Origin of the sequence: Hyalangium sp., from assembly GCF_045802625.1 — a bacterium.
GTDB lineage: Bacteria > Myxococcota > Myxococcia > Myxococcales > Myxococcaceae > Hyalangium.
The window spans coordinates 1-19,121 of sequence record NZ_JBJMQP010000120.1; the positions used below are offsets into that span (position 1 = coordinate 1).

Below are 19,121 nucleotides of genomic sequence, written 5' to 3' on the forward strand. Positions count from 1 at the left end.
CGCCTCGGTGGGCCGGAGAAGTGCGGAGGGGTTCATGAAGTGGTTGCGATACGGCGGACTCGGGCTGGTGCTGGCGGGCGCTGGCTGTGGAAATGAGCGAGGCATTCCCGAGAACCAGCCGGTGCAGATGCGGGCTCAGCTCAGGAGCTTCGAGAGCTGCGACGAGCTGGAGGCCTATGTCGAGGACACCGCGGTGCTCGACATGCGCTCCCAGCTCCTGTGGCAGAAGGAGATGGTTGGCAACTGGGGCAGGGGGGGCCCTGTCTACAGCGTCGAGGACGGCTCCCTTCCTCCCACCAGCGCCTCGCCCTCTCCCATGCCCGGCTCGTCGAGTGGTGACGCCTCGGCCCCGGGCACCGGCAGCAAGGGACCGGACGACTACACCGAGACCAACAATCAGGTGGAGGGCGTGGATGAAGCGGACTTCGTGAAGAACGACGGGACGCGCATCTTCGTCATCTCCGGCAACAAGCTGTACCTGCACCGCTCCTGGCCCGCGACGTCGCTCAGCGCCGTGGGCAGCCTGGTGCTCGAGGGCTGGCCGCGCGAGATGTTCCTGCAGGACAACCGCGTGGTGATCTTCTCCCAGGTCTATGTGCGGACGGATGGGAGCGCGGTGGGCGGAGAGAGCCCGATCAAGGGCGGCGTAGGAGCCCCGTGCTACGTGATGGGCTTCTGCGGCGAGACCGCCACCAAGGTGACGGTGGTGGACGTGGCGGACCTGGCGGCGCCTCGGGTCCAGGATGAGTACTACCTGCCCGGCAGCTATGCCAACGCGCGCCGCACGGACAGCTCGGTGCGGCTGCTGCTCAACGACAGCTTCCGCTGGCCCGACGGCGTGCGCTTCTGGCCGGACTACGATCCAACGCTCTGGGACGACGAGGATCGGCTGAAGAAGAAGCTGGACGAGCTGATCGTCCAGAACGAGCAGACCATCCGCCAGAAGACCCTCAAGGACTGGTTGCCGAGCGGCTGGCGCAAGCGGCCGGATGGCTCCTGGGTGGAGGTGAGCTACGACTGCCGCGACTTCTACCGCAGCAACACGCCCGCCAAACTGGGCTTCGTCACCGTGGCCTCGTTGGACCTGGACGCCTCGGCGACCGAGCAGGCCATGGTGCGCCGCACCAGCCTGGTGACGGATCCGGGCCAGGTGTACGCCACGCCGGACAGCCTCTACCTGGCCAGCCAGCACTGGTGGTGGTGGCCGGAGGACGGGCAGCAGGACTACACGTACCTGCACAAGTTCGACATCCGCCAGCCTGGGGTGGCGCGCTACGTGGGCAGCGGCACGGTGGAGGGCCACCTGCTCAACCAGTTCAGCATGGACGAGCACGAGGGCGTGCTGCGCGTGGCCACCACCATCTCGACCTACAAGGAGAGCCAGGGCAACCCCTGGGGCCGCGTGGAGACGACCAACCGCCTCTTCACCTACCGGGAGCAGGACGGGGAGCTGGTGAAGGTGGGCCAGAGCGAGGAGCTGGCCAAGGGCGAGTCCATCTACAGCGCGCGCTTCCTGGGCAACAAGGGCTACGTCGTCACCTTCCGGCAGGTGGATCCGCTCTACACCTTCGACTTGTCCGACCCGGAGCACCCGCGCAAGGTGGGCGAGCTGAAGGTGCCGGGCTACTCCAGCTACATCCACCCGCTGGATGAGAACCACCTGATCACCCTGGGCGTGTACGTGCCGGAGAACTCGAACGACTGGCGCCTGCGCGCGGTGAAGCTCTCGCTGTTCGACGTGACGGATCCGGCCCACCCCCGGGAGGCCTTCAGCCAGCTGGTGGGCAACGCCTACGGCTGGAGCGAGGCCCTCTGGGAGCACAAGGCCTTCAACTTCTTCCCGGCCAAGGGGCTGCTGGCCATTCCCTTCGCGGACTATGACGTCAGCGCCTCCGATTACTGGAGCGGCTTCCGGAGCGAGCTGCGCGTGTTCCACGTGGACGCGGCCACGGGCTTTACTCCGGTGGGTAGCCTCTCCATGTCGGACCTGTACCGGGCCCGCAACGACAACACCTGGACGTGGTACTGGACGCCCATGGTGCGCCGCAGCGTGATGGCGGATGACTACGTCTACGCCATCACCGACGCGGGCGTGCGCGTGGCCCACGTGAGCAACCTGCAGGCGCCCCTGGCCACCACGAACTTCACACCGGACTTCTCTTTGCCGTTCTATCCGTAGCACCCCCTCGAGAGAGGGAAGGGCGGCCGGCTCCCTCGGGGGATGCGAGCTGGCCGCCCTTTTTTTGCCCAAGGTCAGTGCGAGCGGCACCGCCCGTCGGTGCTTCCTCAGCGCATTTCGCGCCAGAAGACGCTATAGGCGGCGTGTCCCATGTCTGCCCCCGTGAAGTCCCTCCGCGAGGAGTTCCGCGAGCTGATGAGGCTCGCCATCCCCATCTCCATTGCCCAGGGCGGCCAGTCGCTCATGGGCCTGGTCGACACGCTGGTGGTGGGGCGCGCGGGCACCTCGGCGCTGGCCGCGGTGGGGCTGGCCAACAGCCTCTTCTTCGCCGTGGGCGGCCTGGGCATGGGGCTGATGATGGGGTTGGACCCGCTGCTGTCCCAGGCCATTGGGGCGCGCAACCCGGCGCGAGCCCGGGCGCTGGTGTGGCAGGGCGGGTGGATGGCGCTCTTCGCGGGCCTGGTGCTGGCGGGCGTGGTGGTGCTGATGCCCCAGGTGCTGCCGTTCTTCGGCTACGCGCGGGAGAACCTGACCGAGGCCAGCGCCTTCCTCTATGTGCGCGCCCCCGGTCTGGTGCCCATGCTGGCGTTCCTCATGGTGCGCTCCTACCTGCAGTCCTCCGCGAGCACCCGCCCCCTGGTGGTGGCCACCGTGGTGGCCAATGTCTTCAACCTGCTGGGAGATCTCCTCTTCGTCTTCGGTGGCGCCCGGCTGCCCGAGGGCTTCGGGCTGCTGAGGCACATCCCCGCCATGGGCGCGGCGGGCGCGGCGCTGTCCACCCTGGTGTGCACCTTCGTGCAGCTCGGCATCGTCCTGGTCTCGGTGCGTGCCCTGGGCCAGGCCGACACGAGGCCCGTGCGCCGCCCGGTGTGGGCGGATCTGCGGCAGGCCACGCGGGTGGGCATCCCCATCGGGCTTCACATCGGGGCGGAGATTGGCGTCTTCGCGCTCGCCGGGGCCCTGGCCTTCAAGCTGGGCGAGGCGAGCATGGGCGCGCACCAGATTGCCCTCTCCTTCGCGAGCCTCTCGTTCACCATCGCGGTGGGCATCGGCAACGCGGGCAGCGTGCGGGTGGGCTGGGCGGTGGGCGCGCACAACACGCCCCAGGCCCGGAGGAGCGGCTTCATCGCCTTCGCGGGCGGAGCGGGCTTCATGGCCCTGTCGGCGCTGGTGTTCGCCCTCTTTCCCGGGTGGATCTCCCAGGTGGCCGGGGCGTCGGCCGAGGTGGTTCCCATCGTGGTGCCCCTGCTGATGGTGACCGCCGTCTTCCAGGTCTTCGATGGCGTCCAGGGCGTGGGGGCCGGCGTGCTGCGCGGGGCGGGGGAGACACGCTTCACGTTCCTCGCCAACATGGTGGGGCACTACGCCATTGGCTTGCCGCTGTCGCTGGTGCTCGGCTTTGGGATGAAGCTGGGCATTGTCGGAATCTGGTGGGGCCTGTGCGCGGGCCTCGTCTCCGTGGCGATCGCGCTGCTGTGGCGCTTCCACCGGCTGAGCGCCGGCACGCTGCGCCCGCTGGAGGCATAAGGCCTGCCCTACCAGGGCAGGTACTGCCTGATCATCTCCCGCCAGGTGGGCCAGTCGTGGATGCCGCCGTTCCAGATGGACAGGTGGTTGCCAATGTCCTTCTTCCACAGCACGTTGGAGAGGTTCTCGTTGGAGGCGCGGCAGAAGTCGTGCTCGCCCGCCGCGAGGATCATCTCCACCCGCTGTAGCGCCGAGATCTGGCCCCAGTCCGACACGTTCGGCAGCCACTGCAGCGCCGAGTGGAAGTACACGCTGTCATCGTGGTAGCCGCCGAGGAAGCCCTCTGTCTCGAACTTGCCGCCCATGGAGAGCAGCCGCTGGAAGACGTCAGGGTGGCGCAGGCCGGTGTTGTAGGTGTGGAAGCCGCCGAAGCTGCACCCCGCCAGCGTCAGCCGCCCGCCCGTGCTGCGGCTCCTCACCAGCGGCACCACCTCGTGGATCAGATAGGACTCCCACGCCGCGTGGCGAGCGATCCGGTCGTGCGGGTGGGCGTGCCGGTTGAGCCAGCTCTCCTCATCCACCGAGTCCGCGCATACCACCAGGTAGCGCCCCGCCTGGATGCGGTCGGCGATGGCGCCCACCAGCCCGAAGTCCTCGTTCTGGTAGAAGCGGCCCCGGCTCGTGGGCAGCAGCAGCACGGGCTCTCCCGAGTGCCCGTAGAGCAACAGCTCCATGTCCCGGCCCAGACGGTGGCTGTACCAGCGGTGATATTCGCGGTTCATAGGGGCGTCACCTTAGCGCTCGAGCTGGCGTGCGATGAAGTGACGAGCGTATCGCGGCGCCCAGGCGCGCGGGTCTGAATCTCTCAGAAGCGCAGCGTGGGCCCCACGAGGATGCTGTTGATGGGCTTGGCGCACTGGCGGACGGCGGACTGCTCGTAGCGCACGTCGCACCACTGCCAGGAGCTGGCGCCGGTGACGCCCCAGTTCTCGCCCAGCCACACGTCGAAGCCTCCGCGCACCGCGACGCTCATGGACTGGAACTCCTGGCGCACCAGCTGGCCCAGCTCATTCGGCGTCTGCGGCTGGGAGGCGCTGCGGGCCAGCCGCACGGCGATCCATGGCGAGATCATCCGGTCCCGGAACCCTCGGAAGCGCGCCTCCAGCCCGTACTGCTGATAGTCGAGGTGCACCCGGTCGGAGGAGTGCTGCTGCAGATCCTGGAACTCCTGGCCCCAGGTCTTCGCGGCCTCGCCGTAGATGCCCAGCGACAGGCCCATCGGCGTCTCCACACCGAAGTACATGTTGATGGCGGCGCCCTTGGCGTTCCATTCGCTGAGCCGGTCCAGCGCCATGCCGGCGCCGAGCGAGAGGTAGCCTCGCCACTCGTCATCCGCCTGGGCTGCCCCTGCCCACAACAACATGCCTGCCAGCGCCCAGCGCCTCGATACGCGTCTCATCACCTCGAAGCCTAGCCCACAGGCCAGGGGGCCGGTCCACCGCCCCCCCGGGCTGCTTCAGGGTTCAGAATCGAGCGCCAGTGCTCATACACTGGAGCCCATGCCCTTGACCTTCGAAGAAGCCGCTGCCTCTCTCCGGGATGGGCTCGCCGACGCGGGCCGGGGCCTGGTGGAGCGCGAGGCCATGGTGGAGCTGGTGGCGCTGTCCGCCGTGGCCGGGGAGCACCTGCTCGTCATCGGCCCGCCGGGCACCGCCAAGAGCGAGGCCGTGCGCCGCACCGCGCGGGCCCTGGGCGGCAGCTACTTCGAATACCTGCTGGGCCGCTTCACCGAGCCCTCCGAGATTTTTGGGCCGGTGGACTTGCGCAAGCTGCGCGAGGGCACGGTGGAGACGGAGACCACGGGCATGCTGCCCGAGGCGGAGGTGGCCTTCCTGGACGAGGTGTTCCTGGGCTCCACGGCCATCCTCAACACGCTGCTCGGGGTGCTCAACGAGCGCACCTTCCGGCGCGGCCACACGCGGATGAAGGTTCCCCTTCGGGTCTGCGTGGGCGCCTCCAACGGGCTGCCCGAGGAGGAGTCCCTGGCGGCCTTCGCGGACCGCTTCCTGGCGCGCATCTTCGTGGAGCCGGTGCCGGATCCGCGGCTGGAGGAGCTGCTGGCGGGCGGCGCCTCGCTGTGGCGCGAGGCAGAGGCGCGGGTGGCCTCGCTGGAGGGGCTGGATGTGCTGGCGCGGACGGCGCAGGAGTCGGACCTGGGGCCGGTGCGCCCGCACCTGGCGCATGCGCTGCGCACGCTGAGGGCGGCGGGCATTGGGCTGTCGGACCGGCGCGCGGTGAAGGTGCAGCGGCTCATCGCGGCGGCGGCGGCGCTGGCGGGGCGGCGGACTCCGGGCGTGGCGGACCTGTGGCCGCTCGTGTACGCGGTGCCCACCAAGGAGGGACAGGCGCTGGCGCGCGAGGTGCTGCGCGAGCTGCTGGCCTCGACGGAGAACCCGGCGCTGGCGGCGGCGGCGCTGGAGGCGAGCGCGGGGCCGCTAGCGCGGGCTCAGCGGATTGCCCGGGCCGGGCGCGAGGTGCTGGGGGGGCGGCCGGTGGAGGGCTCCGAGGAGCTGTCCGCGTGGCGGCTCAAGCTGGAGGGCGTGGTGCGAGAGATGGATGCGGGGTTTGCTCCCGAGGCGCTGCCGCCGGAGCTCCAGGGCCTGCGCGAGGAGATCCGCGTGGCGCTCCATGGCACGGCTCCGGCCGTGGCCCAGGCGTGAGGAAGCGGTTCCCCTGGTCTAAGCTGGGAGCGTCTTGAACCTTCGCTCTGCACCTCAAGCCCCCGCGCGACTGCCGGTGACGTGGAGCCCCCGGACGGAGCCGCTGGCCGCGCTCGCCGTCGCGGGCGTGGGGCCCGTGGCGCAGGCGTTGGCGCGCCGAGCGCTGGCCTCGGATGATCCGCAGCTGGGCGCCTGGAGTGGAGTGGCCGGCCCGGGCGTGCTCGTCCTGCTGGGGCAGACCGAGTCGCTGCCGTGGGTGGACGGTGCCGTGTACCTGGGAAGGGATGGAGCGGCGCCCTCGCTGCTGCTGCCGTGTGCGCTCGCTCCCGAGGTGGCGCCGGCGCTGCTCGAGCGCGCGCTGGTGGCCCAGGCCGCCGTGGGGACGCCGCTCGCGGTGCTTCCACGCGCGGGACTTCTGATTCCCCTGGGGAGCGCGCGGCCCGTGGCGCGTGAGGCGCTCGCCGCGTGGCTGAAGGCGGCGGAGGGCGCACCGTGAGCAGCCTGCCTCCCGCGCTGCGCCCCTGGGCGATGCAGCTGGCGATCTTCCCGGAGGACCTGGCGCTCAGCCTGGGTCCCCACGTGGCCCGTCTGGCGGCGGCCATCGGCGCGCTCCGGCCCCGAGGCGAGACAGAGGGCGGAGAGCCCCAGGGCTATGATGGGCTCACCCGCCGAGGCCCCTACGAGCGGCTCCTGCTCTCCGAGTGGCTCTACGGCCTGGAGTCCCCCGACGAGTTCATCCGCCGCGCGGCCTTCGGCGAGCATGCCTTCCTCAAGCCCGCCTTCAAGCAACCCCAGGGCTCGCGGCGCACGGTGGCGCTGCTGGACGCGGGGCCGGATCAGCTCGGCTCTCCGCGCATCGCCCACCTCGCGCTCCTGGTGGTGCTGCAGCGCCGCGCCGAGGCTGCTGGCGCCGAGTTCGCCTGGGCCGTGCTCCAGTCCCCGCCGGATCGAGGTCCCTTCGGCTCGGTGACTCCCGCCGCGGTCCAGACGTGGCTCGCGGCGCGCACCGTGGCCCCCGTCACCGGGGCGCATGTGAGCCTGTGGCGCGACGCGCTGGCGCTGGGCTCGGCCCCGGAGGACTGCTGGCTGGTAGGCAGCTCGCGGCTCTCCCGCATCCCAGAGGCCTCGGGGCTGTCCCGCGTGGAAGTGGAAGAGGAGGTGTCGCCCACGGTCCGCGCGCTCTCGATCGCGGTGCGGCGCGTGGCGCGGGCGCCCGCCTCGGTGGCGCTGGAGTTGCCTCCGCCCGACGCGTGCGTCCGGCTGCTGAGGGATCCGTTCACCTCTCGCGCCACCACGCCGGTGCGCCTGTCCAACGCCGCGCGCATCCAGTCGTTCTTCTTCTCCGCGGATGGCACGCGCCTCCTCATCGCCCGGGCCGACGGGAGCGTGGCCGCTCAGCCCATTCCCCACTCGCCGCGCGCCACCATGCCCAAGCCTCGGCGCTTCCAGCCTCCCGCGGGCCAGCGGTTGGTGGCCGCGGGGTGGCGCCGCGATGGCGGGCTGCTGGTGCTCACCCGCGACGAGAAGGTCCTCTGGATCCATGGGACCGTGAAGGGGCTTCAGAAGCCGAACAAGGCGCGCGGCATCCCCTACCTCGGCTACGAGGGGCTGCTGCCCGAGGAGCCCCCACCGAACCACCCGCCGGGGTTGGCCACCTCCACCGTCGAGGACGAGCGCGGGAGCTTGCTGGTGCGCGACCACACAGGCCGCCTCTTCATCGTCAGCCACCACCGGCCCTCGCTGCTGGCCCACCGGGTGACGGCGTTCGCCGAGGTGCGGCGCAAGCCAGCGTTCGTGATGACCCCCCCGGAGGACGCCTCGATGCAGGAGGTGTGGCTCGGGCTGCTGGAGAACAACTACCAGCGCCACCTGCCGCTCGGCCCGGGCAATGGCGAAGCCTTCTTCGGTCCTGCGTCCTCTCTGGGCCATGCGGAGGCGGGGCTGCTGGCGCTGTGCCGCAGGCCCGGGGGCTGGCAGGTGCTGCTGGCCCAGGGCCCGGTGGACTTCGAGGTGCCTGCGGGCTGGCGCGTCTTGGGCCTGGCCGTTCATCCCAAGTCGGTGACGGAGCCGGGGCTGCTGCTGCTGGGACCGGATCGCCGCACCTTCACGTTGATGACCCGCTCGGGACAGGAGAGCGTGGCGCGGGCCTCCGAGGAGGTGGTGCACGCGGCGACGAGCCACGGCCTGCCCGTGCTCGCGTGGCTGACGGTGAAGGGGGAGCTGGTGGTGTGGAGCCTCGAGCAGGGCTCGGCCCTCTACCGCGCCTCGCCGGAGGAGGGAGCGTGAGCGCGCGCCCCGTGAGGCCCCGGCTGCACCTCCACCGTGGCACCGTGGTGGCGGCGGCGCTCTGGTTTGATCCCTCGCTCCTGGGCGAGCGCGAGGCCCGCGGGCGCGTGCTCGCCGCGTGGACGCCGGGCACGAGCGTCTTCCCGCTCGCGGGAGGCTTCCTCCTGCGGCTGCCGCGCCCCCGCCCCGTGGACTGCGCCGCCACGCCCGGATTGCCTCTCACGGTGGAAGAGGGCGTGCTCCTCGCCGCGCCGCTCTCGACGGCCGAGCGGGAGCGGCTGGCGCCTCCACCGGGCTCGACAGTGCTGGTGCGGGCGGGACATGCGCAGGTGTTCCCCGGAGAGCCTTCCCGACGGTTGGACGTGGCGGCGTGGCTCGATGTCTCCGAGTGGAGCACCGTCTCCGTGCAGGGGCTCGGAGCGCCTCCGCCGCCCGTGAAGGTCCTCGAGCCCGTCGAGGCGCCCGCGCGCAGCCTCTTCAAGGGAGTTCCTGCAGCGGACCCCGAGGCCGAGGCGCTTCGGGCCCGCATGGAAGGGCGTCCGGAGCCGCAGGGGCTCCAGGCCGCGCGTGGCGCGAGAGCGGGCGCCGGGGCTTCGCTGTGGGCTCGGCTGCGCGCGTGGTTGAGCGGAGAGCGCGGCACGCCCGCCACGGGGGAGAAAGCCGGCAGCATCACCCGGGCTTCCTCGGCCGCGGCGGCTCCCTCCCCATTGAGGCGGTTCGTGTCGTGGCTCCAGCGTGCGCTGGGGTCTTCCTCCAAGGCTCAGTCCCGCGAGGAGCGAGCCGCGCCGCCCTCTCTGTTGAGACGCATGCTCGGAAGGCTGCGTCAGGCGCTCTTCCCGGCCGGTGCTCCCTCGTCGGGACAGCCGGCATCCCCGGAGCCCGCGACACCGCCTGCTCCCCAGGGGCCTGGGCTCTTCTCACGCCTCTCCGAGTGGCTGCTCAGGAACACGCCGCTGGGGCCACTGCTGGGGCAGCGCAAGGCGGAGTACGTCCAGCGCCTCTTCGAGATGTTCGAGCAGGGCGATCTCGATGAAGCGCTGCGCTACGCCATCCCCCTGGGCGAGGACAAGATGCCGGAGCAGACGCGCATCGCCCTGGGGCTGCCCGGCCCGCGCGCGAGCCTCAGCATCCAGCCGCAGCGGGGCGGGCCCGCGTCCCTCTTCGGAGGAGGCCAGGCTGTCTACTCGGCGCTCAAGGAACGCTACCGTGCGGCCTTCAAGCGCCTGGAGCGCGAGGGCCGGATCGACGAGGCGGCCTTCGTCCTCACCGAGCTGCTCGGCGCGCACGAGGAGGCCGTGTCCTTCCTCGAGAAGCACGGTCGCCTGAAGCTCGCGGCCGAGCTGGCCGAGGGGCGGGGGCTGGCACCAGGGCTGGTGGTGCGCCAGTGGCTGCTGGCCAGGGACATCCGGCGCGCGGTGGCCATCGCCCGCCGCAGCGGCGCCTTCCCGGACGCGGTGCTGCGGCTGGAGCGCACGCACCCCTCCGAGGCCCGCACGCTGCGGCTGCTCTGGGCGGAGACGCTCGCGGAGGCGGGGGACTACCTGCGCGCGGCGGTGGTGGTCTGGCCGCTGGAGGATGCCCGTCCGCTGGCCCGCGCATGGCTGGAGCAGGGAGTCGCGGTGGGCGGCGTGGGCGGAGCGCGAGCGCTGGCCCGGCTGGTCTCGGCCTTTCCGCAAGCCTTCGAGGCCTCGCGGCCCATGGCGCTCGGGCTGCTCGAGGATGAGAGCCACGCCCGCGCGGCCGAGCGGCTCGCCTTCGCGGAGGTGCTGTCCGCCGAGGCCCGAATGGATCCTCGCACGGCGCTGGTGGGGCCGGTGGTGCGCGCGCTGCTGAGAGACAGGGCCGCGGGCCACACGCGCATCGATGGGAGCTTCCTCTCGCGGCTCCTGCGAGACGTGGGCGATGGCACGCTGCGAGCAGACCTCCCGCCGGTCTCGGATCCGCGCCGCCGCACCTGGCTCGAGGAGAATGCGACGCCACCGCTGAGGGAGCGGCTCACCGTGGCCGAGGCAGGCCCGTACCCCATCCACGACGCGGTGGCGCTGTCGAGCCAGCGCATGCTGCTGGCGCTGGGAGAGGCCGGGGTGCGGATGGTGCGCTGGGATGGCACGTGCGTGGCGCACTTCAACGTGCCGGCCTTCTCGCTGGTGCCGTCGGTGAACGAGGACCGGGTGCTGGCGCTCGCGCCGCGTGGGGAGCTGAAGCGCATCTCCCTCATCGAGCCGGGGCCTCGGCGGGCCACCCACTGGTGCGACGCGAAGGTGGATGCGTTCGCCCCGAGCTACGACGGCAACCTGTGGTTCATCTCCGAGGCCGACACGGTGATGGCGGTGGACGCGCTGGCGCAGGAGGGGCTCCGGGCGCTCTGGCGGGTCTCCCAGGTGGGCGGCGTGGTGATGGCGCTGGCGGCGGACGCACAGTCGCTGCGGTTCGCGACCTGGGGCAGCGATCCGCAGCTCTGGACGTACTCGCTACCGGGAGGGCCCACGCTGCGCACGCGCGCCTCGCGCCGGCTCGGAGACGGCCTGCCGCTGGTGGTGCTGGACGAGCTCACCGGGCAGGTGGAGAAGGTGGACGATGTCCTCCTCTCGGTCCCCTGGACGCTGATCAACCAGAGGATCGCCACGGGCCACGAGGTGAAGCTCGAGCTGAAGGGGAAGCCCCGGGCGCTCTTCGCCTTCGAGGGCGAGGCGCGCGTGCGGGCCCGCTTCTCGGAGGGCGAGCTGCTCCTGTTCGACACCTCGGGCCGGTTGTTGCGAGTGGACCTGACAGAGGGCACCGCGCGGCGAGTCCTCGTCCAGTAGGCCGGGCCCGAGCGCTACGAGCGCGGCAGGTGCGGGGGGATGATGACGGTGGCCACCTGGAGCGTGCGCGCCTCCTCGTTCACCTCCAGCACCACCCGGACACCCTCCGCATCCTAAGTGAAGTTGCTGCCTCGTGAAGAAGACAGGTGTGAGCCGTTCACGGCCAGAATTGCACAGGCAGGACGTCCTCCTCACGCCGCAGGCGGGCCTCACCGGGCTTCGAACCCTCATGCTTGATGAGGAGCCCGGATTGGGTCCCCAGCACGAAGCACACAGGGATGCGGCGCCCATCCGGCAGGCGGGCCTCGGTGTAGCGGGCCAGGACTGCCTCCTGCCCGAACTTCTTGAGGCCCTCCGTCCAGAGTTGCCCGTAGAGGAGCGTTCCATCGGGGAGGAAGTCGTCGGTCCACGACTCCTTCACCACCTTGCTGACGATGGGCCCTGGGCGGTAGGTCCCCGTCTGCTGCTCCGTGCCCGGCTGATTGGGGTCGATGACGACTCGGTGCGGGCCCCTGAAGAGGTTCATCCTCTCCATGTTCTGTACCGCCTCAGGAGGGCAGTCCTCTGGCAGGGGCCGTACCTGGGCCGCCGGGCAGCCTACGCTGAAGGTGGCGCACAACCAGATGGCGACGGATGTCACGGGCCGGGAGTTGCTGAGGGTGGACATGAGCGAACTTCCTTTCTCGGATGCAGCGGGGGCAGTCGCATCAGCGGGAGAGCGCCACGCCCACCACGCGGCGAAGAGAGCGAGGCTCAGAAGGAGAGGGCTCACCACGAGGGCGATTCTCCGCCACCGCTTCTTGCGCTGGGCGGCCTTCTCGTCAGCGGCGTCCAACTCCGTTGCCATCTGGTGGATGAGCGCGGAGGCCTGCTCGAAGGCCTGCTCACGCGAGAGCTCTTCCTGCTTCTCCTTCTTGGCCTCCTGGGCTCTTCGCTCCGACTCCTGCTGCAGGACACGACGCTCCTCCATCTCGTCCTGAGTCACGGGAGCTGGGCCCTCGGGAGGCAGTCCCAGTCGCGCCTTCCAGGCCTTCGTGGAGCGTTCCTTGTTGGCATCCCAGAGCGCCTGGAGCAGGGCCTCGGCGCTCTCGTAGCGGTCCTCTGGTCGCTTCTCCAGTAGCTTCAGGGCAATGCGGCTGAGCGCTTCGGGAACCTCGGGGTTGATGCGGTGAGGAGGGCGCGGGACGACGCTCTCGATGGCCGCCAGCAGCTCCTCTTTCGCCAGCTTCGGGTTGAAGGGCCAGCATTCCGCGAGCGCTTCGTACAGGAAGACGCCGAGCTGGTAGAGATCACCCGCCTGCCCCGGCTCAAACCGGGCGCCCTGCTTCCAGGAGCCCTCTCGAATGAAGGTGACACACTCTGGAGGCAGGGCGTAGGGCGTGCCCGGGGCCAGCCCTACGGTGAGGGTCGAGGCTCCTGGCAGCCACGCGCTGCCCAAATCCACCAGCACCGGCTGGTGGTCCTCTGGGATGATGACGTGCTCGCTCTTGAAGTCCCGGATGAAGATGCCCCTGGCGTGCAGCCTCTTCACCACGTGCACCACCTCGATGAAGACGTCCACGAACTGGGCAACGGTGGGCCGGGTCTGCTCTCGCCACTCATGGAAGGGCTCGCCCAGCACGTGGTCGGTGATGATGTAGAGGTAGCCCTTGATGGGATGGGGCCACCTGCCCACCTCCCGCACGTTCGGCAGGCCCGGGTGACTGGTGTTGGCCAGGAGGATGGCGCCCTCGTGGCACATTCGGCCATCCACCTGCCGCTCCTCCAGGGTTTCCTCGGGCGTGGCCTTGGGCAGCTCGGGCGCTGGGCGCACCGCCATCTTCATGGTGAAGAAGGAGCCCTCGCGCGACACCTTGAAGGTATGCCCGGAGTTGCCGGTGCCCAGCGACTCGACAATCTGCCAGGGGCCCACCATGTCCCCCGGCTTGAGGTGATCAGGGTGAAAGGCGTCCGTCGTCATGGGGTGGGGCTTCCTACTACTTTTAAATTGAATTTATCAAGGTGAAGGAAAGACGCCGCTGTCCACTGCCGTCCTCCAATTCCACGTTGAACGCCTTGCCGGCTGTCCAAGGTGGCTCCTTCACCTCAACCACCACAAGGCCCTCCTCACCCGGGACCAAGTGCTCCGGCCTCATCTGCGCCGAGATCACCTTCACCGGAACACCTCCCGGGCTGGTGATTCGCGTCTGCCCCAGCACCCAGGGCAGCTGACCCGGAAGATTGCGTAGCCGGAAGGCCACCAGTGCCGAGAACTTGCCGTCGTAACCGAAAACCGCTCGCACCTCCAACCCGCTGGTGTCTGTGTAAGCGTCTGCGCGCGAGAGCCCGACGGGGTACGTCTGCTCGTTGAGCCACCCAGAGAGGACGATCCCAGCGGGGCCACTTCCCTCACACCGGGCCTTGAGTTCCTCCAAGTCCGAATCCTTCTGCTTGAGGGCCGCCAGCAGGGCCACGGGAGTGTTCGCCCGCCGATCCACCTCCACGCTTCCGTCCATCACGTCCGCCTTGGAGGTGACGGTGAGGACAGCCTTCGCGGGCAGGGCGTGATCCTTGAAGCCGACCTGGACGATGAGCTTGTCGTCCGGGGCCAGGTCCGCGAAGGGCTGCAGGAGGAGGAAGCTGTCACTGACCTGAGCCCACTTGAAACGCGTCCTGTCCACCACGAGGCTGTCCCGGTCCAGCGGGCTGTTGAAGGCCACCGTGGTGAGATTGTTGGCAGCCACGTACAGCTCGAGCATGGGCTCAGCGGGCGTGGTGGGCAGCGCTGCGCGCCGATCCTGGCGCTGCCGGGCGGGGAGCTGGGGCTGAGCGGCGGCGGCGCTCGCCACCAGCAGAGGGGCGAGGAGCAGCCACTTCATGGGTAGTACCAAGGAAGTAGAACCTCCGAGGTTACCACCCTAGCAGATGTGCGGCGCTGTCGTGCGACACTCGCGACGTGCCACCGCCGGCTTCAGCGACTGGGCGAGGAGAGGGTGCCCTGGTGGCCGAGCGCTACGAGCGCGGCAGGTGCTGGCGGACGGCATTCCGCGTCGGCGCGGAGAGCGTGCCCAGCGCGAAGCGGGCCTCCTCAGTCTCATGTTGGCCGGGGTTGGCGGCCCCGGGAAACCGCTCGCGCGCAAGTGCCGGGTGAGCGTTGGATTTATTACACCGCGGGCCGCTTGCCCAGTCCCGGACTCATGGCCAATTTGAATGGCGCGATGGCTTTCCGATTCCAGCTCATGCCTCAGGCGGTGCGAGTGCTCTCAGCTTGCGAGGCGGCCGTGCGCGAGCGCGTCCTGCATGAGCTGGGGGCCATCTTCTCGGGGCCGCTGCTGGGGACCGGAGGCCGCGCCTCCGAGGTGGAGCACGTGGGGGAGTGCTTGCTCCCCTCGGGCTTCCAGGTGCATTACGCCGTGGACTGGAAGCACGGGGTGCTTCACCTGCGGGAACTTCGCGGCCCCGAGGAAGGCCTGACGGCTTCGACGTCCTGAGCCCCCACGGCTCGGCGCCCCGTCTCCCGGATTGAGTTTCTCGCGTGTCTCCCCCTCTCGCAGAGTTCCTTCGCAGCCACCGTGACGCCATCCTCGAACACTGGGAAGCCGAGGTGCGTCAGCTGCCCGTGGCCCAGAGCCTGCCTCGCACCGTGCTGCGCGATCACCTGCCCCAGCTGCTGGACCGCATCGCGGAGCTGACCGCCCAGCCGCTGACGGCGGAGGTGGCCTCGGGGCTGGGCTCCGTGCCGGACGTGCACGCCCTGGAGCGGCTGGGCGAGGGCTTTGATCTGCGGCAGGTGGTGATGGAGTACCAGCTGCTGCGCCGGTGCGTGTTGCGGCTGTGGGCGGCTCAGGGCTCGGCGGACTCGCTCGAGGCGGCCTCCATCTTCCACGAGGCCATGGATGAGGCCGTGGCCGCCTCCGTCTCCCGCTATATGCAAGCCCGAGAGCGCACCTTCCAGGCCCTGGATCGCATCTCAGCCGCGGCCATTGGCAGCCCGGACCTGCCCACCTTCCTGCCCCGGCTGCTCGAGGTGCTGCGCGAGACGGTGCCGGTGGTGGACACGGTGACGGTGATGGTGCGCGAGGGAGACTTCCTCCGGGTGGAGAGCTCGGTGGGGCTCACCCTCGAGGAGGGTTTTCGCGTCCACATCGGAGACGGAGTCATCGGCGAGGTGGCCGCGACCCGCCAGCCCGTCACCGTGCGGGACGTGGCGACGGATCCCCGGGTGCGCAGCAAGGCAGTCCGCCACAGTGGCCTGCGAGCCCTCTACGCCGTTCCGCTGCTGCTCAATGACGAGCTGCTCGGAGTGGCGCACATGGGCAGCCGCACCAGCTACGAGTTCTCCGACGAGGACCAGCTGCTGCTGCGCACCATGGCGGCGCGCTCCACCTCGATGATCGCCCGGGCTCAGGCCCTCGCTCGCGAGCAGGCGGCCCGGGCCCAGGCCGAGCAGTCCCTGGCGCAGCTGCGCGCGAGCGAAGCGCAGCGCAAGCGCTGGGAGCAGATCATCGCCCACATGGGCGTGGGCGTGGCGCTGATCCGCGCCGAGGACAACGTGCTGGAGGACGCGAACCCGGCCTTCGCGCGGATGCATGGCGCCTCGCGCGAGGAGCTCCTCGGCCAACCGCTGGCGGACCTGTTCGCCCCGGAGGCGCGCGCGATGCTGGCCCGGCACGTGGCCGTCTCGCACTCCAAGCTCCACCACGAATACGAGTCCATCCACCAGCGCGTGGACGGCAGCCGCTTCCCCGTCCTCACGCACGTCACGTCGTTCCGGGACGAGTCCGGCAAGGTGGTGCAGCGCGCGGCCACCTTCCTGGACATCACCCAGCGCCGCGCCGCGGAGGCCGAGCGGCAGCGGCTGCTCACCGACATCGAGGCGGAGCGCTCCCGGCTGGCCGCGGTGCTGGATCAGCTCCCCGCGGGCGTCGTCCTCGTGGAGGCGCCCCACGGCCGCACGGTGCTGGCCAACCAGCAGGTGAACGCCATCCTCGGGGCGCCCTTCATCCAGGCGGAGACGGTGGAGGAGTACGCCGCCTATCCGGGCTACCACCGGGACGGCCGGCGCTACGCCGCCGAGGAGTGGCCGATCGCGCGCGCGCTGCTCCGGGGCGAGGAGGTCCAGGGCGAGGAGATCGAGCTGCGGCCCAGCGGGGGCACTCCCCACGCGGTGCTGATCTCCAGCGCTCCCATCCGGGACCGGACGGGGCAGATCACCTCGGCGGTGGCGACGTTCGTGGACGTGACGGAGCTGCGCCGCGCCGAGGCCGCCGCACGCGAGGCCGCGGAGTTCGGCGGCAAGCTCATGGGCATCGTCAGCCACGATCTGCGCAACCCGCTCAACGCCATCCACCTGTCCGTCACCCAGCTGCTGCACAGCGAGACGCTGTCGGCCAGGGAGCAGCGCGCCGCGGCCCGCATCGCCAAGTCCTCGGACCGGATGAAGCGGATGATCTCCGAGCTATTGGACTTCACCCGCGGCCGGCTGGGAGGAGGCATCCCCATCCAGCGCGTGCCCGGAGATCTGCGAACGGTGCTGCGGCAGGGCGTGGAGGAGCTGGAGGCGGCCTGGCCCGAGCGCACCGTGAGCCTGCGCATGGAGCCGGGGCACTACGAGGGCCAGTGGGACGCGGACCGGCTGGTGCAGGTGGTGAGCAACCTGGGCAGCAACGCGCTCCAGTACAGCCCGCATGACACGCCGATCCGCTTCCAGCTCAGGGATCTGGGCGCCACGGTGGAGCTGGAGGTGCACAACGTGGGCAATCCCATCCCCGCCGAGGCCCTGCCGCACCTGTTCGATCCGTTCCGCCGCGCCTCCTCGGAGGGGGGCGGGCTGGGGCTGGGCCTCTACATCGTCGAGCAGGTGGTGAAGGGGCACGGCGGGCGCATCGCGGTGACGTCCACCGCGGAGTCCGGCACGACGTTCCGGGTCACCCTGCCACGCCAGGGGAGCGCGGCCCCGGCGACGGCCCGAGGGACACCCTAGTGGCTGGCGGCCATGGCGACGCGGGGGCTGGGGGCCGTGCCCATCCTCAGGCGGGCCAGCGTCTCCATCAGCAGGTTCAAGTCCAGCGGCTTGGGGATGGAGGCGATGATGCCGCGCGGGACGGGCCGCGTGGAGCCCGCGCCCGAGACGACGATGACGGGCAAGCCCCACAGCGAGGGCTCCTCCATCACGCGGGCCATCAGGTCCCACCCCGTCATCACCGGCATCATCAGGTCCAGCAGCACCACATCCGGACGGGGGAGGCGCAGCAGCCGCTCCAGGGCCTGGAGCCCGTTGATGGCGGTCTCCACCGTGAAGCCCTCCTCGGTGAGGAACTCCTCCAGCATCTCCCGGCTGTCGTTGTGGTCCTCGACGACTAGGACGCGGAAGTGCTCCTGCATTGCGGGCAACCCCCCTGTGCGCTGCGCACGAGTTCGCCCTGAAGCCTCATCCGAATGCCGGGCGGAGTGAAGTTCCCGCAAGGGACGGATGTTGGCTACTCGATGATCAGCGGCGGCGCGGCGGGGGCCGGAGGCGCGCGGCCCGGTGGCCCAAGAGCGTGCGAGGCGCCGAGCGAGGGGTGGGCCGCTCGGACAGCAGCCGATCGCACACCGCGTCGGCAGGGGTCTCTCCGGCCTCCACGCGCAGGGCCACGTAGCGCAGGGTGACAAGCTCGGCGAGGACCTCCGGTGGCCCCAGGTGTTGCTGGGTGTCCTTCAGGTACTGACGCAGGGCGCGAGCGAAGTGGCCGCAGGAGGGGAACCGGCTCGATCGATCCGGCGAGAGCGCGCGGTGGACCATGGAGCGCAGCGCCTCGGGCACGGCGCGCGTGGCGGCCTCGAGCTCCGCCACCGAGTAATCGCGGATGCGCTCGAGCAGCTCCTGGGCGCACAGCTGGGTGGCGACGCTCTGCCGCGAGTGGGGCTGGCGCTGCCGCGCGTCGAAGCGATCGGCGCCCTCGAAGAGGTGGCGGCCGGTGAGCATCTGAAGCAGGACGATGCCCAGGGAGAACTGATCCGCGCGCCCATCCAGCCCCAGGTGCAGGGTGTGCTCGGGGGCGGCGTAGGCGAGGCTGCCCTGCAGGGCGGGGCCCTCGCTGCTCACGCGCCCGGCCAGCCGGGACCAGGCCGCGCCGAAGTCCAGCAGCTTCACCTCGCCGTGCTCGCCCACGAGGATGTTGTGAGGCGTCACGTCGCGGTGGACGATGCCCAGCTCGCGGCCATACTCGTCCACGAGCGTGTGGGCATGCTGGAGCGCCTCGGCCACCTCCGCCGCCACCTGGCAGGCGAAGCCCTCCGAGAGCGGCTGCTGGGCCCGCTCCGCGGCCTCCAGGATGCTGGCCAGCCGGTACCCGGGCACGTGCTCGAGCACGAGCAGGGGCATGTCATCCGTCCCCTTGAACTGCACCGCGCCGAGGATGTTGGGGTGGTGCAGCTGCGAGGTGACGCGGGCCTCGTCCAGCAGCCGGCGCCGTGTCTCCTCGGACAAGGGGTGACGGGGGCGCTTGATGATGCTGAAGCCGCCGAAGTTCTCCCCGTAGCGGCGCCGGGCCAGCACCAGCTCTCCATTGCGAGCCGGACCCAGCCAGCGGACGAACTCGTACGCCGTAGGCCCGGATCGCAGCAACACCTTGGCGAAGGGAGGCTTTGTGGAGGGGGGTGCCATGGCGACACTCCTGCGAGCGAGAGGACCTGGAGAGTATG

At 70.5% G+C, this 19,121-nt stretch carries 14 protein-coding genes; 8 read left to right on the plus strand and 6 right to left on the minus strand.

Annotation, left to right across the window (positions count from 1 at the left end):
• The first annotated feature begins 34 nt into the window (after nt 1–34).
• Both ACJ8AT_RS22805 and ACJ8AT_RS22810 read left to right on the plus strand, forming a co-directional pair.
• Entirely contained in the window at nt 35–2,179 is a 2,145-nt protein-coding gene (locus tag ACJ8AT_RS22805) for a beta-propeller domain-containing protein (RefSeq protein WP_407739921.1), read from the plus strand.
• A 150-nt stretch (nt 2,180–2,329) separates the two neighbouring features.
• The gene (locus ACJ8AT_RS22810; RefSeq protein WP_407739922.1) at nt 2,330–3,706 is read left to right on the plus strand and encodes an MATE family efflux transporter; all 1,377 of its coding nucleotides are present in this window, start codon (nt 2,330–2,332) and stop codon (nt 3,704–3,706) included.
• 8 nt (nt 3,707–3,714) lie between these two features.
• Here the strand turns inward: ACJ8AT_RS22810 and ACJ8AT_RS22815 are convergent, their stop codons facing one another.
• Together ACJ8AT_RS22815 and ACJ8AT_RS22820 are read right to left on the minus strand one after the other, a co-directional pair.
• On the minus strand, nt 3,715–4,428 hold the full coding sequence (locus ACJ8AT_RS22815) for an esterase family protein (protein ID WP_407739923.1): 714 nt from the start codon (nt 4,426–4,428) through the stop codon (nt 3,715–3,717).
• Between the two features lie 83 nt (nt 4,429–4,511).
• Nucleotides 4,512–5,105: a hypothetical protein gene (locus ACJ8AT_RS22820; RefSeq protein WP_407739924.1), complete on the minus strand. Its 594-nt coding sequence runs from the start codon at nt 5,103–5,105 to the stop codon at nt 4,512–4,514.
• A 100-nt stretch (nt 5,106–5,205) separates the two neighbouring features.
• On the opposite strand from ACJ8AT_RS22820, the gene ACJ8AT_RS22825 reads away from it, so the two are divergent.
• From ACJ8AT_RS22825 to ACJ8AT_RS22840, 4 genes are read left to right on the plus strand one after another with little or no spacing between them, the layout of a single operon-like run.
• A complete protein-coding gene (locus ACJ8AT_RS22825) occupies nt 5,206–6,366 on the plus strand; it encodes an AAA family ATPase (protein ID WP_407739925.1) in 1,161 nt (386 codons plus the stop codon).
• A 34-nt stretch (nt 6,367–6,400) separates the two neighbouring features.
• Complete coding sequence (locus tag ACJ8AT_RS22830; protein ID WP_407739926.1) at nt 6,401–6,862, plus strand: hypothetical protein; 462 nt, start codon at nt 6,401–6,403, stop codon at nt 6,860–6,862.
• On the plus strand, nt 6,859–8,652 hold the full coding sequence (locus ACJ8AT_RS22835; protein ID WP_407739927.1) for a hypothetical protein: 1,794 nt from the start codon (nt 6,859–6,861) through the stop codon (nt 8,650–8,652). Before ACJ8AT_RS22830 ends, ACJ8AT_RS22835 begins: the two co-directional genes overlap by 4 nt.
• Nucleotides 8,649–11,456 carry a bpX6 domain-containing protein gene (locus ACJ8AT_RS22840; RefSeq protein ID WP_407739928.1) on the plus strand — a complete coding sequence of 936 codons (2,808 nt, stop codon included), beginning with the start codon at nt 8,649–8,651 and terminating at the stop codon, nt 11,454–11,456. The genes ACJ8AT_RS22835 and ACJ8AT_RS22840 overlap by 4 nt, the downstream gene beginning before the upstream one ends.
• A 157-nt stretch (nt 11,457–11,613) precedes the next feature.
• Here ACJ8AT_RS22840 and ACJ8AT_RS22845 read toward each other — a convergent pair whose 3' ends face one another.
• Both ACJ8AT_RS22845 and ACJ8AT_RS22850 read right to left on the minus strand, forming a co-directional pair.
• On the minus strand, nt 11,614–13,416 hold the full coding sequence (locus ACJ8AT_RS22845) for a serine/threonine protein kinase (RefSeq protein ID WP_407739929.1): 1,803 nt from the start codon (nt 13,414–13,416) through the stop codon (nt 11,614–11,616).
• A gap of 22 nt (nt 13,417–13,438) precedes the next feature.
• Complete coding sequence (locus ACJ8AT_RS22850) at nt 13,439–14,314, minus strand: DUF2381 family protein (protein ID WP_407739930.1); 876 nt, start codon at nt 14,312–14,314, stop codon at nt 13,439–13,441.
• 339 nt (nt 14,315–14,653) lie between these two features.
• On the opposite strand from ACJ8AT_RS22850, the gene ACJ8AT_RS22855 reads away from it, so the two are divergent.
• On the plus strand, nt 14,654–14,926 hold the full coding sequence (locus ACJ8AT_RS22855) for a hypothetical protein (RefSeq protein WP_407739931.1): 273 nt from the start codon (nt 14,654–14,656) through the stop codon (nt 14,924–14,926).
• A gap of 44 nt (nt 14,927–14,970) precedes the next feature.
• On the plus strand, nt 14,971–17,418 hold the full coding sequence (locus tag ACJ8AT_RS22860; protein WP_407739932.1) for an ATP-binding protein: 2,448 nt from the start codon (nt 14,971–14,973) through the stop codon (nt 17,416–17,418).
• Here the strand turns inward: ACJ8AT_RS22860 and ACJ8AT_RS22865 are convergent.
• Entirely contained in the window at nt 17,415–17,819 is a 405-nt protein-coding gene (locus tag ACJ8AT_RS22865) for a response regulator (protein ID WP_407739933.1), read from the minus strand. The two genes, ACJ8AT_RS22860 and ACJ8AT_RS22865, sit on opposite strands and share 4 nt — an antisense overlap.
• Before the next feature lie 106 nt (nt 17,820–17,925).
• The gene (locus ACJ8AT_RS22870) at nt 17,926–19,083 is read right to left on the minus strand and encodes a serine/threonine-protein kinase (RefSeq protein WP_407739934.1); all 1,158 of its coding nucleotides are present in this window, start codon (nt 19,081–19,083) and stop codon (nt 17,926–17,928) included.
• Between the last annotated feature and the right edge of the window lie 38 nt (nt 19,084–19,121).

Bases quoted from the DNA above. Each gene is read 5' to 3' on its own strand.
- ACJ8AT_RS22805 (WP_407739921.1), top strand. From the start codon at position 35: ATGAAGTGGTTGCGATACGGCGGACTCGGGCTGGTGCTGGCGGGCGCT.
- ACJ8AT_RS22810 (WP_407739922.1), top strand. From the start codon at position 2,330: ATGTCTGCCCCCGTGAAGTCCCTCCGCGAGGAGTTCCGCGAGCTGATG.
- ACJ8AT_RS22815 (WP_407739923.1), bottom strand. From the start codon at position 4,428: ATGAACCGCGAATATCACCGCTGGTACAGCCACCGTCTGGGCCGGGAC.
- ACJ8AT_RS22820 (WP_407739924.1), bottom strand. From the start codon at position 5,105: ATGAGACGCGTATCGAGGCGCTGGGCGCTGGCAGGCATGTTGTTGTGG.
- ACJ8AT_RS22825 (WP_407739925.1), top strand. From the start codon at position 5,206: ATGCCCTTGACCTTCGAAGAAGCCGCTGCCTCTCTCCGGGATGGGCTC.
- ACJ8AT_RS22845 (WP_407739929.1), bottom strand. From the start codon at position 13,416: ATGACGACGGACGCCTTTCACCCTGATCACCTCAAGCCGGGGGACATG.
- ACJ8AT_RS22850 (WP_407739930.1), bottom strand. From the start codon at position 14,314: ATGAAGTGGCTGCTCCTCGCCCCTCTGCTGGTGGCGAGCGCCGCCGCC.
- ACJ8AT_RS22855 (WP_407739931.1), top strand. From the start codon at position 14,654: ATGGCTTTCCGATTCCAGCTCATGCCTCAGGCGGTGCGAGTGCTCTCA.
- ACJ8AT_RS22865 (WP_407739933.1), bottom strand. From the start codon at position 17,819: ATGCAGGAGCACTTCCGCGTCCTAGTCGTCGAGGACCACAACGACAGC.
- ACJ8AT_RS22870 (WP_407739934.1), bottom strand. From the start codon at position 19,083: ATGGCACCCCCCTCCACAAAGCCTCCCTTCGCCAAGGTGTTGCTGCGA.